This window comes from Hydrogenophaga sp. GW456-12-10-14-TSB4 (assembly GCF_059424305.1).
Genome location: NZ_JBWKZH010000012.1, coordinates 54,819 through 69,677 on the forward strand (window position 1 = coordinate 54,819; position 14,859 = coordinate 69,677).

Below are 14,859 nucleotides of genomic sequence, written 5' to 3' on the forward strand. Positions count from 1 at the left end.
GAACCACCCCGACATGACCATCGAATTCCGCCCCAGCTGGCTGGACGAAGACCTGGCGATGTACCAGGACACCGTCGTCCGATTCGTCGAAACCGAAATGCTGCCGAACGACGAGGCGGCGCGCCACCAGGGCCACGTCGGCCACGACCTGTGGAAGCGCGCCGGTGAACTCGGCGTGCTGTGCTCGGACATCCCCGAGGCCTACGGCGGCGGCGGTGGCGACTTCCGCCACGAAGCCGTGCTGTACGACGCCATGAGCCGGCGCGGCCTCACCGGCATGAGCCCGTCGGTGCACAGCATCGTGGCGCACTACTTCCTCAACCACGGCACCGAGGCCCAGAAACAGAAGTGGCTGCCGCGCCTGGCGCGCGGCGAGATCGTGGGCGCCATCGCCATGACCGAGCCCGGCACCGGCTCGGACCTGCAGGGCGTGCGCACCCGGGCCGAGAAGCGCGGCGACCGCTACGTCATCAACGGTTCCAAGACCTTCATCACCAACGGCTACCTCGCCGGCCTGGTGCTGGTGGTCTGCAAGACCGACCCGACGCAGCGCGCGCGCGGCACCTCCATCCTGATCGTGGAAACCAAGGACCTCAAGGGCTACCGCGTGGGCCGCGTGCTCGACAAGATCGGCTTGAAGGCGCAGGACACCTCCGAGCTGTTCTTCGACGACGTCGAGGTGCCCGAAGAAAACCTGCTCGGCGGCGCCGAAGGCCAGGGTTTCTTCCAGCTCATGTCCGACCTGCCCTACGAACGCACCATCATCGGCGTGATGGCCGCTGCCGCGATGGAAGGCGCCTACCAGACCACGCTCAGCTACGTGCGCGACCGCAAGGCCTTCGGCCAGACCATCGCCGACTTCCAGAACACGCGCTTTCGCCTGGCCGAGATCGCCACCACCTGCCAGGTCGCGCGCGCCTTCGTCGACCAGTGCGTGGAAAAGCTCGTGGCCGGCCAGCTCGACACCGCCACCGCCTCCATGGTCAAGCTCTGGAGCTCCGAGCAGCAGGGCCGCGTGATCGACGAGTGCCTGCAGCTGCACGGCGGCTATGGCTACATGAACGAGTACCTGGTGGGCCGCATGTACGTGGACGCGCGCATCCAGCGCATCTACGGCGGTGCCAACGAGGTGATGCGCGAAGTGATCGCGCGCGCGATGTGAACGCCATGGCGCTCTACGAACACCTGGAGGTCGACGTGCACGAAGGCGTGGCCTGGGTCACGCTGGACCGGCCCGATCGCCTGAACGCGCTCAACCCCGTGCTCATCGCCGAGCTCAATGCCTTCTTCGGCGGGCTGCCGGCGCGCGCCGACGTGCGCGTGGTGGTGCTGCGCGGTGCGGGCCGCGCGTTCTGCGCCGGGCTCGATCTGAAAGAGATGCAGGAAGGCGGCGCGCGCAAAAGCGTGAGCGACATGCTGCAGGTGCAGAAGAACGTGCGCGACATCATGCTGGCCATGCGCCGCTGCCCGCAGCCCATCATCAGCATCGTGCAGGGCGCGGCCTCGGGCGGCGGCTTCGCGCTCGCGCTGGCGTCCGACATCCGCCTGCTCACGCCCGATGCGCGCATGAACGTGGCCTTCATCCGCGTGGGCCTGAGCGGCTGCGACGTGGGCGTGAGCTACTTCCTGCCGCGCATGGTGGGCGCCTCGGTCGCCGCCGAATACATGCTCACCGGCCGCTTCATGAACGCGCAGCGCGCGCTCGGCCTGGGCCTGGCCAGCCGCGTGGACGACCTGCCCGCGCTCGAAGAAGAGGCCGCCGCGCTGGCCGCCGACATGCTCGCCGCCACGCCGCTGGGCCTGCGCCTGACCAAGGACGCCTTGAGCTTTTCCATCGACGCGCCCTCGCTCGAATCGGCGATCGCCATGGAAGACCGCAACCAGGTGCTCTGCACCCAGGGCGAAGATTTCTCCGAAGGCATTGCCGCCTTCCTCGAAAAACGTGCGCCGCGCTACAGCGGCCAGGGAGACACACCATGACGCTCGACGACCTGCAATTCAAACCCGGCCTGCTCAACGGCGAGCGCATCCTCGTGACCGGCGGCGGCACCGGTCTGGGCCGTGTGATGGCCGAGGCCTTCCTGCTGCTTGGCGCGCAGGTCTACATCTGCGGGCGCCGGCTGGAGGTGCTGCAGCAGACCGCCAGCGAGCTGCAGGCCGCGCACGGCGGGCGCGTGGTGCCCATCGCCTGCGACATCCGCCAGGCCGAGGCCGTGCAGGCCATGGTGGCGCAGATCTGGGACGACGGCGGCGCCCTCACCGGCCTGGTGAACAACGCCGCCGGCAACTTCATCAGCCGCACGCAAGACCTGTCTTCGCGCGGCTTCGACGCCATCTCCAACATCGTCTTCCGGGGCTCCTTCCTGGTCACGCTGGAATGCGGCAAGCGCTGGATCGCCGAGAAGCGCAAGGCCTCGGTGCTCTCCATCCTGGTGAGCTGGATCTGGAACGGCTCGCCCTTTGCCGTGCCTTCGGCGATGTCCAAGGCCGGCCTGCACGCCATGACGCAATCGCTGGCGGTGGAATGGGGCCCGCACGGCATCCGCTTCAACGCGATCTCCCCGGGCATGTTCCCCACCGAGGGCATGCTCAAGCGGCTCGACCCCAAGGGCGAGACCTTCGACATGGCAGGCCGCAACCCGATGCGCCGCGCCGGCCAGATGCCCGAGCTGGCCAACCTCGCCGTGTACCTCATGTCGCCGGGTGCGCAGTACGTGAACGGCCAGACCGTCGCCATCGACGGCGCCGAGTACCTGGCCACCGGCTCCAACTTCTCGCACCTCAGTGCGTGGACCGACAACGACTGGGCGGAGGCCGAAAAGGCCATCCGCGGCGCATGAGCAGCACCGCTGCCCCCGCCGGCCTGGTGCGCGTCGAGCGGCCGCAGCCCGCCGTCGCGCTGGTCACGCTCAACCGCCCGCAGGCGCGCAACGCGCTGTCGATGGCGCTGCGCCGCGAGCTGGTCAGCACCTTCGCGCAACTGGCCGACGACGCCGACCTGCGCGTGGTGGTGCTCGCTGCTGCCGGCGAGGTGTTCTGCGCCGGCCTGGACCTGAAAGAGCTCGGCGCCAGCGCCGACCCTTCGGCGGCGGTGGTCTCCAGCCCGCAGGACAACCCGGTGGCCGCCGTGGCGGACTTTCCCTGGCCGGTGATCGGCGCCATCCAGGGCGCGGCCGTCACCGGCGGCTTCGAACTCGCGCTGGCCTGCGACGTGCTGCTGGCCAGCCCCCAGGCGCGGTTCGCCGACACGCACGCGCGCGTGGGCGTGCTGCCCGGCTGGGGCCTGTCGCAGAAACTCCGGCGCCTCATCGGCGTGGCGCGCGCCAAGGAAATGTCCTTCAGCGGCAACTTCATCGACGCGCCGCAGGCTCTGGCCTGGGGCCTGGTCAACCGCGTGGTGCCGCCCGAGCAGCTGCTGCCGCAGGCCCTGCAGCTCGCGGCCGACATGGCCGGCGTGCTGCCCGAGGCGCTGCGCGCGTACAAACGCCTGATCGACGACGGCGCCGCGCTGCCGCTGGCCGACGCGCTGCGGCTGGAGCGCGAACGGTGCGCCCAGTGGGCCGCCGGCCTCACCGGCGACGCCGTGGAGAGCCGCCGGCGCGCCGTGACCGAGCGCGGCCGCGGCCAGCAGAGCAACGACTGACACCACCGACACCACAACAAACCGGAGACACCCCATGGCCCTGCGTTCTGCCCGCGTCACCCAAGGACGCAACAACACCCTCGCCCGCATGCTGTGGCGCGCCACCGGCATGACCGACGGCGACTTCGCCAAGCCCATCATCGCGGTGGCCAACTCCTTCACCCAGTTCGTGCCCGGCCACGTGCACCTGCGCGACATGGGCAAGCTGGTGGGCGACGAGATCACCCGCGCGGGCGGCGTGGCGCGCGAGTTCAACACCATCGCGGTGGACGACGGCATCGCCATGGGCCACGACGGCATGCTGTACTCGCTGCCCTCGCGCGACCTGATCGCCGACTCCATCGAGTACATGGTCAACGCGCACTGCGCCGACGCACTGGTGTGCATCTCCAACTGCGACAAGATCACGCCCGGCATGCTCATGGCCGCGATGCGGCTGAACATTCCGGTGGTGTTCGTTTCCGGCGGCCCGATGGAAGCGGGCAAGGTGGTGCGCAACACCAAGACCATCAAGATCGACGGCACGACCGCGCTGGTGGCCGCGGGCGACGCGCGCGTGGCCGAGGCCGAGGTGATGGAGCTGGAGCGATCGGCCTGCCCCACCTGCGGCTCGTGCTCGGGCATGTACACCGCCAACTCCATGAACTGCCTGACCGAGGCGCTGGGCCTGTCCCTGCCCGGCAACGGCACGCTGCTGGCCACGCACGCCGACCGCAAGGAGCTGTTCCTGCAGGCCGGGCGCCTGATCGTGGACCTGTGCCGCCGCCACTACCAGGAGCGCGACGACAGCGTGCTGCCGCGCGCCATCGCCAGCCGCGCCGCGTTCGAGAACGCCATGCGCCTGGACGTGGCCATGGGCGGCTCGACCAACACCATCCTGCACCTGCTGGCCGCCGCGCACGAAGGCGAGGTGGACTTCACGCTCGAAGACATCGACCGCCTCTCGCGCAACACGCCTCACCTCTCCAAGCTCTCGCCGGCCACGCCGCTGTGGCACGTGGAAGACGTGCACCGCGCCGGCGGCATTCTGGGCCTGCTCGGCGAGCTCGACCGCATGGGCGTGCTCGACACCACGGTGCAGAGCGTGCATTCGCCCACGCTTGCCCAGGCGCTGCAGAAATGGGACATCCGCCGCGAACCTTCGGACGCGGTGCGCGAGTTCTTCCGCGCCGCGCCCGGCGGCGTGCCCACGCAGACCGCGTTCTCGCAGGCCGAACGCTGGCCCGACCTCGACCTGGATCGCGAGAACGGCTGCGTGCGCGACGCCGCGCACGCCTACTCGCAAGACGGTGGCCTGGCCATTCTGCGCGGCAACCTCGCGCCCGACGGCTGCGTGGTCAAGACCGCCGGTGTGGACGCCTCGGTGCTGACGTTCACCGGCCGCGCCATCGTGTTCGAGAGCGAAGGCGAAGCCGCCACCGGCATCAGCAACGGCACGGTGCAGGCCGGCCATGTGGTGGTGGTTCGTTATGAAGGCCCCAAGGGTGGCCCCGGCATGCAGGAAATGCTCAAGCCCACGAGCCTGATCAAGGCACGCAGCCTGGACACCGCGTGTGCACTGGTCACCGATGGGCGGTTTTCAGGCGGCAGCTCAGGCCTGTCGATCGGCCACGTCTCGCCCGAGGCGGCCGGCGGCGGTGCGATCGGTCTGGTTCAGAACGGCGATGAAATCCGCATCGACATTCCGGCCCGCAGCATCGAGCTGCTGGTGCCGGCCGACGAGCTGGCGCAGCGGCGCGCCGACATGGAGGCCAAAGGCCGCGGTGTGGCCTGGAAACCCGCCGCCCGGCAGCGCCGCGTGTCCACCGCGCTCAAGGCCTATGCCCGGCTCGTCACCTCCGCCGACAAGGGGGCCGTGCGGGACGTGAACGAGCTGGATTGAAATACTGCCCAAACCCAGTATCTGGCAAAAATAGGCCAAAGCCAGTATGTTGCATTTATCTGCCAAAGGACGTATTGTGCGGGCAGACAGGACACTGGCATGGACTTCCCGCTTCACTTCTCGGACCAACTGCGTGAGCACCTGCGCGCGCTGCGGAAGGCGCGCGGGCTGACGCAGGCCGACCTGGGGCGCCTGCTCGGTGTGGGACAAGCCCGGATCGCTGAGATCGAGGCCAACCCGGGCGTGGTCGGCTTGGATCAACTAATGAAGCTGCTGTCGGCGCTGGACGCCTCGCTGGTCTTGCGCGACGACACCGTGCCCCCGGCGACCAGGCCGGCCCTGCCTCCCGCAGGCGCCCCCTTCGTTGCCGAGCCCACGGCCCCTTCCCTGGGCGGCCTGACCATTCGCCCCAAGAAAGGCAGCTGGTAGTGGCCGCCCTCAACGCCTGGATGAACGGCGAGTGGGTGGGGACCTGGCAGGTGCATCGCAGCGCCCACAGCTTCACCTACACCCCCACCTGGCTGGAATCGGCGCGGGCACGGCCCCTGTCCCTCTCGCTGCCGCTCACGCGCACCCTGGAGATCCAGGGCGAAGTGGTCGCCAACTACTTCGACAACCTGCTGCCCGACAACGACCGCATCCGCGAGCGCATCGGCCGGCGTTTCAAGACCCGGTCGCTGGACGCCTTTGCCCTGCTCGAAGCCATTGGGCGCGATTGCGTCGGCGCCGTGCAGCTGCTGCCCGAAGACAGCACACCCGAGGGCTGGGACCGCGTCGACTGCGAACCCCTGAGCGAAGCCGAGGTGGCCGCGTCCCTGCAGGCCGTGCCGGCCGACCCGCGAACGCTGGCCGACGGGGAGGCGCGGGCCTTTCGCATCTCGCTGGCCGGCGCGCAGGAAAAAACCGCCTTCACCCGCGTGGGCGGCCAGTGGTGCCGCCCCCTGGGTGCCACGCCCAGCACCCACATCTTCAAGCTCCCGCTGGGCGTGATCGCCAACACCAGCCGGGTGGAGATGTTCGACTCCGTCGAAAACGAATGGCTCTGCGCCCGCATCGTGGACGCCCTGGGCCTGCCCATCGCCCACACCGAAATGGCCCGCTTCGACGGGCAGCGGGTGCTGGTCGTCGAGCGCTTCGACCGCGAATGGCGCGACAACGACCGCTGGATCGCTCGCCTGCCGCAGGAAGATTTCTGCCAGGCCCTGGGCCTGCCCCCGCGCCTGAAATACGAAGAAGAAGGCGGCCCGGGCGTGGCCGACGGCCTGCGCCTGCTTTCCGGCAGCGCAGACGCCCGCGTGGACCGAGCCGCCTTCCTGCTCACCCAGCTGGTGTTCTGGCTCATGGCCGCGCCCGACGGCCACGCCAAGAACTTCTCCATCTTCCTGCGCCAGGGCAACGCCTACGACCTGGCGCCGCTGTACGACGTGCTCTCCGTGTGGCCCTACGTCGGCAAAGGCCGTGGGCAGATGCACCTGCGCGACGTGCGCCTGGCCATGGCCGTGCGCTCCAGGAACACCCACTACAACGTCTACACCGTGCAGGCCCGCCACTGGCACGCGCTGGCCCTGAAGAACGGCGGCCCCGAGGTGTGGGAGGCCATGGTGGCGTTGGTCAACGGCGTGGATGGCGCGCTGAGCCAGGTCGAAGCGAGCCTGCCCCATGGCTTCCCCGAACGCATCTGGGCACCCATCGCGCAAGGCATGCGAAGCCAGGCCAACAAGTTTTTGTCAGACGCCGCGCAGTTGCCCGAGCGCTAGCGGCCGTCGGTTAATCAGTCAGTCCAGGTACACGAACGCATCGCACGCGGCCACGAAGGTGTGCACCGTCTCGCGCCGGCCGAAGCCGTAGACCCGCAGATCCGCCTCGCGCAGGCGCACGGCCGGGCCCGCGAAGTCAGCGTCGGTTGACATGAGGCAGAAGCCGTCCACCGAGCGCGCGTGCAGCAACTGCATCATGTCCATGACCATCGCGATGTCGGCCGCGTTCTTGCCCTTCATGTGCTGGAACACCTGGCACGGCTGGATGCCGTGCAGCTGCATCGGCTTCTTCCAGGGCGTGAGCTGAGGCGTCATCCAGTTGCCGTACGCGCGCAGCACGGTGGGGCGGCCATAGCCCTTCACGTGTTCCATGACCCGGGAGAGGTGCACGGCGTGCGAGTTTTCGGCGTCGATGAGCACGGCCAGGCGGGGCCGTTGTGATGATGGTGAAAACGCGGGTGGTGCTTGCATGTGTGCTTCCCTGTTGGGGTGTGCACCACCGCCACCCTTGTGAGGTGGCGGTGGCCCGGACAGGTTGGCGTACCGGTGTCTTTTCTCAAGGCCGGCGAGACTTGCGTCTCCCCGTCCGGGCCACCATAAAAAGAGGCACAGACGAGAAAGGAGATGGCCGCCTCGCTAACACGCTGCGGCCATCTCGATGAGAACAGACAAACAGGACGCCAATCCAGGTCGTACTTTGTACAACGGAAGCAGTATAGCCATGCGTGTGGTGCTGGCCGTGGTGGCAGTTGGACAGCCGCAACTGACGGTCTGGGAATGTCGGCTTCAGACTGATTGCAGCCGGTCAGCCTTGGGCGGTCGAGCGACTACTCAATCTGGACAAGCGGTCGCTGAGGGCAAGGCCGTAGCTCCCTTAGAGGAAGGTGACGTACTTTGAGAACGGCATCTCCCGCAGGCGAGTTCCCGTCGCGGCGAAGATCGCATTTGCAAGTGCCGGCGCAGCTGGCGGTACAGGCGGCTCGCCGGCTCCGCGCACCTTCGACCCGTTCTCCAGGCCTCGCACTTGAATCTCCGGGCACTGGTAGATGCGCATGCCTTGGTATGCATGGAAGTTGGTCTGCTGGGCCTTGCCGTCGGCATAGGTCAGCTCGCAGTTCATCGCATGCCCGAGCCCCCAAATGACGGCCCCCTTGACCTGGTTGTCGAAGTTGATGGGATCGACGACCTTGCCGACGTCGAGTGCCACCCACACCTTGTCGATGCGGATGCCTTGCTCCGTCTTCGTGACTTCGACCACCTGGGCGCAGGGAACCCCGAAGGACTCCACGAAGGCGACGCCACGCCCCCGTCCTTCTCCCAGTTTGGGGCCTTTCCAGTTCGACATCGCTGCCACGGCTTCCAGCACTTGACGGGCAACGGGGTCGTGCATCAGGCGCAGGCGCTCATGCAGCGGGTCGGCCCCAGCGGCGTAGGTCAGCTCGTCCAGGAATCCATCGGCAAAGAAGCCGGCCGACGACGCACCAACCGAACGCCAGGAACTGGTGGGGGCCAGTTCGGGCACCCGATAGGCACGCATGCGGAAATGCGGGAACGCATAGGGCAAGTTCCAGGCGCCCGCCGGAATCTGGCCATCGGGCCCGGGTATGGACTGCCCCAGGCGCTTCATCTGCGAGGCACTGGCAGAGACAGAGGCGATGTCGAGCGCCAGCGCCTCGACTCGGCCATCCTTCACGCTGCCGCGCGCCCGGCTCATGGTGATTTGCCGCGGGAAGTCATGGGCGAAGTCCTCCTCGCGGCTAAAGGTCAACTGAATCGGCACACCCGGCATCTGCCTGGCGATTTCTGCCACGAGCGTGATGTTCTCGGACTCCAGGCGATGGCCGAAGCTCCCTCCGCAATACTGGTTGTGTAGGTGGACAGCCTCAACGGCCACGCCGGTGATCGTGGCGACCTTCTCCTGCGCAAACCGCGGCACCTGAGTGCTGACCCAGACGTCCACGCGCTCCGGCGTGTACCTGGCAATCGCGGTCAGCGGCTCCATCGGCGCATGGGCCAGATACGGCGCCTTGTACTCCGCACTGATGGCTCTGCCGTCGAGGGCAGCCTCGACATTGCCATCATTGCGCCATTCCTTGTCGAGGCGCTCGGGAACAAAGGACTCTGACACGGCTCGCCAGTGATCCGCCTGCTCCGCGGGATACGGGGCTGGCCCCCACTCAACCTTGATGGCGTTGACGGCCTGGAAGGCGCGCCAGGTGTTGTCGGCGACCGCGGCGACGCCGTTGCTCACGGGAATGATCTTTTTCACCCCGCGCATGCCTGATGCGGCCTTATCGTCGAAGCCAAGCATTCGTCCGCCCTGGCGCGGGTTCACTTTTGCCGCGGCATGGAGCAGGCCATCCATGCGCAGGTCGATGCCGAACTTCAGCGTGCCTGTCGACTTGGGCACGATGTCCAACCTTTGCATCGGCTTGCCAATCAAGCGCCATTGCGAGGGCTCGCGCAGACTGACGTCCTGCACGGGCTCCAGGGTGCTCGCGTCCTTGGCCAACGACGTGTAGGCCAGACGCCGGCCGTCCGGCGTAACGACATGGCCCTTGTCGGTTTTCAACTGCTCGATGCCCAGACCAGTCTTCCGCGAGGCCGCCAGCTTGAGCGTCTCGCGCGCGACGGCGCCGGCCAGGCGCAGCTTGACGAAGCTGTCAGGCACACTGCTGGAGCCGCCGGTGAGTTGAAGTCCCAGCACCTTGAACGCGGCGCCCATGGTGGACCGCAGTGCCTCTGCCGTGGAGCTGGTGTCCGTCGACATGAAAGGCACCTGCTCGCCTGCCAGAGCCGTGTTGTAGTAGGCCGCGCTGGGCGGGCCGGACTCGACACGGAACTGCCCCCACTCAAGATCGAGCTCCTCCGCAATCAGTGCCGCCTGAACCGAGCGAACGCCTTGCCCGAGGTCGGTATGCGGTGCGATGAGTGTGATGCCCTGCGCATCGACCTTGACCCAGGCGTTGAAGACGGCTTCGCCTTCTCGCTGGTCGCCAAGCAAGGGGTTCGATGGCGTTCTGCGCACGAGGTAGGTCCCAAAGGCAACGCCGCCCGCGATGGCAGCAGAACCGATCAGGAAAGCCCGACGCGCGATGCTCCCACCGCGACTCATTTCGCACCTCCGACGAGGGCCTTGGACGCTGCCTTGACGGCTTCACGGATGCGCGGGTAGGTCCCGCAACGACAGAGGTTTCCCGACATCGCCGCGTCAATCTCCGCGTCGGTGGGCGCAGGTTTGCTCGCAAGCAGGGCGGCTGCCGTCATGATCTGCCCGGACTGGCAGTAGCCGCATTGCGCCACTTGATGTTCTCCCCACGCCTGCTGGACGAAATGAAGCTCAGCAGGGTTGCCGAGACCTTCAATCGTCGTGACCTTTCCCTGCACCTGCCCGGCAGGCGTCAGGCAGGAGCGAATGGCGACGCCGTCCATGTGCACCGTGCAGGCACCGCACAGGCCCATGCCGCATCCGTACTTGGGGCCGGTGATGCCCAGCTCGTCCCGGAGCACCCAGAGCAGTGGCATCTCGGGTTCGACATCAAGTTCGTGACTTTGTCCGTTGACGTTTATTTGCATGCGTTCTCCTTGGCACGTAAGTGCCAATGCTGGGCGCGAGCGACGAGCTCTGGCCGTCCGTCTTTAGGCGCTCTTTGCTTCCTGCCGAATTAGACGCAAGCCTTCCCGGTAGGTGGTCACGACGAAATCGGGGAAACGGCGCTTGAACTTGCTCGAGTCGAACAGGTTGTCCTGCTTGTAGCGTGGCAGCAGTTCCCGGATTTCACGAACCTCCTTCGCAAAAAGACCCGCCACGGTCATGGCCATGCTGCTGATGACTCCGTACCCGGCGGGCCGGCCAAAGACCTCGGTGGCCATAGCCACGAACTGCTTGTAGGTCGGTCGGTCGTCGTCGCAGGGGAGATGCCAGGTTTGTCCATAGGCATCCGGCGCATTGCCCAGTGCGGCCAGGGCCCGGCTGGCGTCGGGCGTCCAGATCAAGGTCCTGCGCGTGTCGTCGCGCACCGGCACCTTGGGCTTCTTGCCGAGCTTGAGCTTGTCGATGACCAGGGCATTCGTGAAGCTCTGCGTCTTGCCCGGACCATAGAACTCGGGCGCCCGGCCGATGAGCACCGGAATCTCCCCGCGCGCCATCTCCTCCAGTACCATGGCGGCCATCGCCGCGCGGACCTTGCCCTTGCGGCCGACCGGCTCGAAGGGGGCCTCCTCCGTCAGCAGTTGGCCGTCCTGCGGATACATATAGGTGTTGTCGAAGTAGACAAACTTCGCACCTGCTGCCCGGGCGGCGTCCAGGGAGTTTTTCAGCATGGTCGGGAACTGCGACTCCCACAGCTCCGTGTCCGGCGGCAGGCCGGCCGTGAAATACACGACCTCGCTGCCCTTGACCGCCTCCGCTGTCTGTTTCGCATCCAGCAGGTTCGCCGATACCAGCATGTCGGTCTCGTTGACTTTGCGCGGGGTTCGGCTCACGAGGCGCAGTTCACGCGTGTAATTCCGATGCAGCTCTCGGGCCAATTCGACGGCGATCTGGCCTGTCGCGCCCAGGATGGTTTGCATAGTCTTCCTTCCCAATTCGGCTTCAGATGGACCGGGCGCTCAAAGTGGCTTGGGCGAGTACAGCGCGCCCTGGAATTCTGGCACGTATTCGTACTTCACCAACTTGCCCAGTTTCAGCGCCTTGATGTACGCGGACAAGCTCCCTTCGGTCAGCGTCAGATGGACGGACTCGGCACTGGAGCTGCTGGCATGGCTGAGTTGACGCGACACCGAATAGCCGGTCGTCAGCTGTCCCTTCTGATCGACGTTGGTAAAGCTATTGGTCACCAGCGTCTCCTTGCTGGACAGGTCCGTCAGCTTTTGAGTCTCGAGCGTGACGTCGAGCTTCTTCGTTTCGCTGTCGAAGATTTCGACGACGACGGACTTGTCGGTCTCCTTGAACGTGATGTCGGTTAGCCACTTTGGCAGGTTGTAGCCCACCACGCCCCGCACGCGCGCCAGCTCGGTGTTCACGGGCAGCTTGAGTACATAGCCCCAAAAATCGTCCGACATGGACTGACGCATCAGCGTGAACGGCCCGAAGCTGGTCGAGCCAGGCCGGTTGGTGACAACGGACAGCCCGATCTCGTTGTAGCTGTCGTTGTCGCAGTAGCGATAGGTATAAGCCGTCAGCGCGATGAGGCCGCGCCCCGGCCAGACCTGCAGGGGCTGAACCTGCTCGAGGACCTTGGCCGGCATCAACTCCTTCAGCTTCGCCAAATCGGCCGTGAAGATGGCCGTGACTCGGCCGTTCTTGTAATAGAAATTCGGCGAATAGGATTCGAAGCCGATGTCGACCTTCTCCTTCTTGAGCTGCTTGAACCAGCTCAGGTCGACGTCAGGAGCCTCGGAGGCGATGACGGACAGCGGAGGGTTGGAGCGGAAGCGGTCGTAGAGGCCGCCCTTCACCACGGGCACTTCGCGCCCGGCCAGGTTGATGGTCGTGGTTTCAGGCGCTGCCGCCTCAGCGGCCCATGCGGCGCTGGTGGCTGTGCTCAGGGCGACGAGAGTGGATGCGATGAGAGCTCGATGATTCATGGCGATATTCCTGTTGGGGTGGAGTGATCTGGCCGGAGCACTGGCAGCGTGCAAGGCATCCGGCCGGCTAAAAGCGGGCTACTTGTTGTCGGATATCGATTGCTGCGCCCGCAGCAGCGTCAGCACTTGCAGACCGACGGCCTTGCCGGACTGAGGGTTCTGGCCGGTGACGATCCGCCCATCGGTCAAGGCGAACGAGGTGAAAGGAATCCAGGCCTTCTCGTACTTCGCGCCAGCAGCCACCAGCGCGTCTTGAAGCAGGAAGGGGACCTGGTCCCGCACGCCGGCCAAGCGCTCTTCGAAGTTCGAGAAGCCGGTGACCCGACGCCCTGCGATGAGCGGCTGTCCGTCGGAGCCGCGGAGTTGCACCAAGGCTGCGTTGCCATGACAGACAGCCGAAACGATGCCGCCCTGGCTGTAGATGTCCTCGGACAGCTGTTTCAGGTCGGGCGCATCCCGAAAGTCCCACATCGTCCCGTGGCCGCCGGTGAAGTAGATGGCCGAGTAGTTGGACGGGTCCAGGTCCGCGGCGCGCAGCGTGTGCTGTAGCCGTTCCATGAAAGCCGGGTCCCGCAGATGGGCTCGTGCGGCATCGTCGAGATAGAACGAGCTTAGGCTCCGTTCGTCCAGCGGGCTCTTGCCGCCGGCAGGACTCGCGATGTCCATCGTGATCCCGGCCTCCTGCAATACATCCCAGAAGTGGGTCAGCTCGGTCAGCCACAGGCCGGTTTTGTCATCCCGGCTGGGATAGTCCGCGTGATTGGTCACCACGATGAGAACTCGCTTCGCCGGTACTGATTCCGAGCCCTGTGTTTGGGCTTGGGCCGGCCCAGGGACCGCCAGCCAAGCCGCCGCCGTGAGCGCAGCCAGGCTGTTCCGGATGAACGTCATGACCGTCGTGCTGAGCCTGGCCACGGGGCCTCGGCTTTGGGGAAATGGATGCTCTGCGCTTGGCTTCATGGCTGGGTCCTCGCTTGACGATGACGAAACTTTAAGGTTAAAGTCAACTTGAGAGTCAAGCGGTAATTTGAGGTCCACCATGAAGATCGGCGAACTGGCCAAGCACAGCGGGTTGGCTCCCTCGCGCATCCGCTTCTATGAGGCGAGTGGGCTGATCCGAGGGGTCGAGCGCAAGGAGAACGGTTACCGCGAGTACGGGCCGGAGGCCTTGTGGACGCTTGACATCATCACCAGCGCGCAGAGCGCGGGGTTCTCGCTCGATGAGATTCGCAACCTTCTCCCCAACGACCAGGCCCGCTGGCAGCACGCCGAGCTGCTGGGGAGCTTGGAACGCAAAGTCGCGGAAATCGAAGTTCTGCAGAAGCGTCTGGAGCAGAACAAGGCGCAACTCCTGGTTGCCATCGACAGCGTCAAGAACCGCCCCGACGCGCTTGCCTGCACGGATCGCGCGCAGTGGGTGCTAGACAAGCTAAAGGCGAGTTCCGGGCCAGCATTGGCGGGGCAGACAGCCGAATGAGCGTAAGGCCAAAGAAACAGTCTTTTGGGTCAGTGACCGCTTCCCGCGGAACCTGACCGTCAGCACCATTCGAGCGGCGGACAGCTATCGCTGCATAGCAGTCATGCATACCCAGGGACAGATCATCCTCAGTCATGCCAAACATCCTCTTCGTCTGCAGCCGCAACCAGCTCCGCAGCCCCACCGCCGAAGCCGTCTTCGCCGCCTTGCCGGGCATCGAGACCGACTCCGCCGGTCTGGCGGACGATGCGGCCTGCCCTCTGGATGCCGATCAGCTGGCGTGGGCCGATCTCATTTGCGTGATGGAAAAGCGCCACCGCGCCCTGCTCACCCGCCGCTTCAAGCACCACCTGAAGGGCAAGAAGCTCGTCTGCCTGGACATCCCCGACAACTACAGCTACATGCAGCCCGAACTCGTGCAGCTGCTGCAGCAACGCGTGCCCCGCCATCTGGGCCTTTAGCTTCGTCCCGTCCCGCCTGCTTGGGCATCCGTATCCGGGCGAGCTGGCAG

15 protein-coding genes are annotated in these 14,859 nt (G+C 66.2%); 9 read left to right on the top strand and 6 right to left on the bottom strand.

The window, feature by feature from the left end; genetic code table 11:
- The first annotated feature begins 13 nt into the window (after window positions 1-13).
- From AC07ZS_RS08680 to AC07ZS_RS08710, 7 genes are all read left to right on the top strand, one after another.
- Entirely contained in the window at window positions 14-1,162 is a 1,149-nt protein-coding gene (locus AC07ZS_RS08680; RefSeq protein WP_494798189.1) for an acyl-CoA dehydrogenase family protein, read from the top strand.
- Between the two features lie 5 nt (window positions 1,163-1,167).
- Window positions 1,168-1,980, top strand: coding sequence for an enoyl-CoA hydratase/isomerase family protein (locus AC07ZS_RS08685; RefSeq protein ID WP_494798190.1), 813 nt, complete (start codon window positions 1,168-1,170; stop codon window positions 1,978-1,980).
- Window positions 1,977-2,840, top strand: a complete 864-nt coding sequence (locus AC07ZS_RS08690) for an SDR family oxidoreductase (protein WP_494798191.1) — start codon at window positions 1,977-1,979, stop codon at window positions 2,838-2,840. Before AC07ZS_RS08685 ends, AC07ZS_RS08690 begins: the two co-directional genes overlap by 4 nt.
- Complete coding sequence (locus AC07ZS_RS08695; protein WP_494798192.1) at window positions 2,837-3,643, top strand: enoyl-CoA hydratase; 807 nt, start codon at window positions 2,837-2,839, stop codon at window positions 3,641-3,643. The genes AC07ZS_RS08690 and AC07ZS_RS08695 overlap by 4 nt, the downstream gene beginning before the upstream one ends.
- Before the next feature lie 34 nt (window positions 3,644-3,677).
- The gene (gene ilvD / locus AC07ZS_RS08700) at window positions 3,678-5,525 is read left to right on the top strand and encodes a dihydroxy-acid dehydratase (RefSeq protein WP_494798193.1); all 1,848 of its coding nucleotides are present in this window, start codon (window positions 3,678-3,680) and stop codon (window positions 5,523-5,525) included.
- A 99-nt stretch (window positions 5,526-5,624) separates the two neighbouring features.
- On the top strand, window positions 5,625-5,954 hold the full coding sequence (locus tag AC07ZS_RS08705) for a helix-turn-helix domain-containing protein (RefSeq protein WP_494798194.1): 330 nt from the start codon (window positions 5,625-5,627) through the stop codon (window positions 5,952-5,954).
- A complete protein-coding gene (locus AC07ZS_RS08710) occupies window positions 5,954-7,282 on the top strand; it encodes a type II toxin-antitoxin system HipA family toxin (RefSeq protein ID WP_494798195.1) in 1,329 nt (442 codons plus the stop codon). The genes AC07ZS_RS08705 and AC07ZS_RS08710 overlap by 1 nt, the downstream gene beginning before the upstream one ends.
- Before the next feature lie 18 nt (window positions 7,283-7,300).
- Here AC07ZS_RS08710 and AC07ZS_RS08715 read toward each other — a convergent pair whose 3' ends face one another.
- The 6 genes from AC07ZS_RS08715 to AC07ZS_RS08740 all read right to left on the bottom strand — a co-directional run bounded on the left by AC07ZS_RS08715 (window position 7,301) and on the right by AC07ZS_RS08740 (window position 13,786).
- Window positions 7,301-7,753 carry an NYN domain-containing protein gene (locus AC07ZS_RS08715; RefSeq protein ID WP_494798196.1) on the bottom strand — a complete coding sequence of 151 codons (453 nt, stop codon included), beginning with the start codon at window positions 7,751-7,753 and terminating at the stop codon, window positions 7,301-7,303.
- 403 nt (window positions 7,754-8,156) lie between these two features.
- Complete coding sequence (locus AC07ZS_RS08720) at window positions 8,157-10,397, bottom strand: xanthine dehydrogenase family protein molybdopterin-binding subunit (RefSeq protein ID WP_494798197.1); 2,241 nt, start codon at window positions 10,395-10,397, stop codon at window positions 8,157-8,159.
- Window positions 10,394-10,858, bottom strand: coding sequence for a (2Fe-2S)-binding protein (locus tag AC07ZS_RS08725; protein ID WP_494798198.1), 465 nt, complete (start codon window positions 10,856-10,858; stop codon window positions 10,394-10,396). The genes AC07ZS_RS08720 and AC07ZS_RS08725 overlap by 4 nt, the downstream gene beginning before the upstream one ends.
- A 63-nt stretch (window positions 10,859-10,921) precedes the next feature.
- Window positions 10,922-11,854, bottom strand: a complete 933-nt coding sequence (locus tag AC07ZS_RS08730) for an NAD-dependent epimerase/dehydratase family protein (RefSeq protein WP_494798199.1) — start codon at window positions 11,852-11,854, stop codon at window positions 10,922-10,924.
- A 39-nt stretch (window positions 11,855-11,893) separates the two neighbouring features.
- A complete protein-coding gene (locus tag AC07ZS_RS08735) occupies window positions 11,894-12,871 on the bottom strand; it encodes an acetoacetate decarboxylase (ADC) (protein ID WP_494798200.1) in 978 nt (325 codons plus the stop codon).
- Window positions 12,872-12,949: 78 nt separating this feature from the next.
- A complete protein-coding gene (locus AC07ZS_RS08740; RefSeq protein ID WP_494798201.1) occupies window positions 12,950-13,786 on the bottom strand; it encodes a type 1 glutamine amidotransferase domain-containing protein in 837 nt (278 codons plus the stop codon).
- A 124-nt stretch (window positions 13,787-13,910) separates the two neighbouring features.
- On the opposite strand from AC07ZS_RS08740, the gene AC07ZS_RS08745 reads away from it, so the two are divergent.
- Both AC07ZS_RS08745 and AC07ZS_RS08750 read left to right on the top strand, forming a co-directional pair.
- Window positions 13,911-14,348: a MerR family transcriptional regulator gene (locus AC07ZS_RS08745; protein ID WP_494798202.1), complete on the top strand. Its 438-nt coding sequence runs from the start codon at window positions 13,911-13,913 to the stop codon at window positions 14,346-14,348.
- A 134-nt stretch (window positions 14,349-14,482) separates the two neighbouring features.
- Window positions 14,483-14,809: a low molecular weight protein tyrosine phosphatase family protein gene (locus AC07ZS_RS08750; protein ID WP_494798203.1), complete on the top strand. Its 327-nt coding sequence runs from the start codon at window positions 14,483-14,485 to the stop codon at window positions 14,807-14,809.
- Window positions 14,810-14,859: the final 50 nt, after the last annotated feature.

Coding starts and splice junctions, on each gene's coding strand:
- AC07ZS_RS08720 (WP_494798197.1), bottom strand. CDS start 10,397: ATGAGTCGCGGTGGGAGCATCGCGCGTCGGGCTTTCCTGATCGGTTCT.
- ilvD (WP_494798193.1), top strand. CDS start 3,678: ATGGCCCTGCGTTCTGCCCGCGTCACCCAAGGACGCAACAACACCCTC.
- AC07ZS_RS08715 (WP_494798196.1), bottom strand. CDS start 7,753: ATGCAAGCACCACCCGCGTTTTCACCATCATCACAACGGCCCCGCCTG.
- AC07ZS_RS08730 (WP_494798199.1), bottom strand. CDS start 11,854: ATGCAAACCATCCTGGGCGCGACAGGCCAGATCGCCGTCGAATTGGCC.
- AC07ZS_RS08695 (WP_494798192.1), top strand. CDS start 2,837: ATGAGCAGCACCGCTGCCCCCGCCGGCCTGGTGCGCGTCGAGCGGCCG.
- AC07ZS_RS08750 (WP_494798203.1), top strand. CDS start 14,483: ATGCCAAACATCCTCTTCGTCTGCAGCCGCAACCAGCTCCGCAGCCCC.
- AC07ZS_RS08705 (WP_494798194.1), top strand. CDS start 5,625: ATGGACTTCCCGCTTCACTTCTCGGACCAACTGCGTGAGCACCTGCGC.
- AC07ZS_RS08690 (WP_494798191.1), top strand. CDS start 1,977: ATGACGCTCGACGACCTGCAATTCAAACCCGGCCTGCTCAACGGCGAG.
- AC07ZS_RS08745 (WP_494798202.1), top strand. CDS start 13,911: ATGAAGATCGGCGAACTGGCCAAGCACAGCGGGTTGGCTCCCTCGCGC.
- AC07ZS_RS08735 (WP_494798200.1), bottom strand. CDS start 12,871: ATGAATCATCGAGCTCTCATCGCATCCACTCTCGTCGCCCTGAGCACA.
- AC07ZS_RS08685 (WP_494798190.1), top strand. CDS start 1,168: ATGGCGCTCTACGAACACCTGGAGGTCGACGTGCACGAAGGCGTGGCC.
- AC07ZS_RS08725 (WP_494798198.1), bottom strand. CDS start 10,858: ATGCAAATAAACGTCAACGGACAAAGTCACGAACTTGATGTCGAACCC.
- AC07ZS_RS08680 (WP_494798189.1), top strand. CDS start 14: ATGACCATCGAATTCCGCCCCAGCTGGCTGGACGAAGACCTGGCGATG.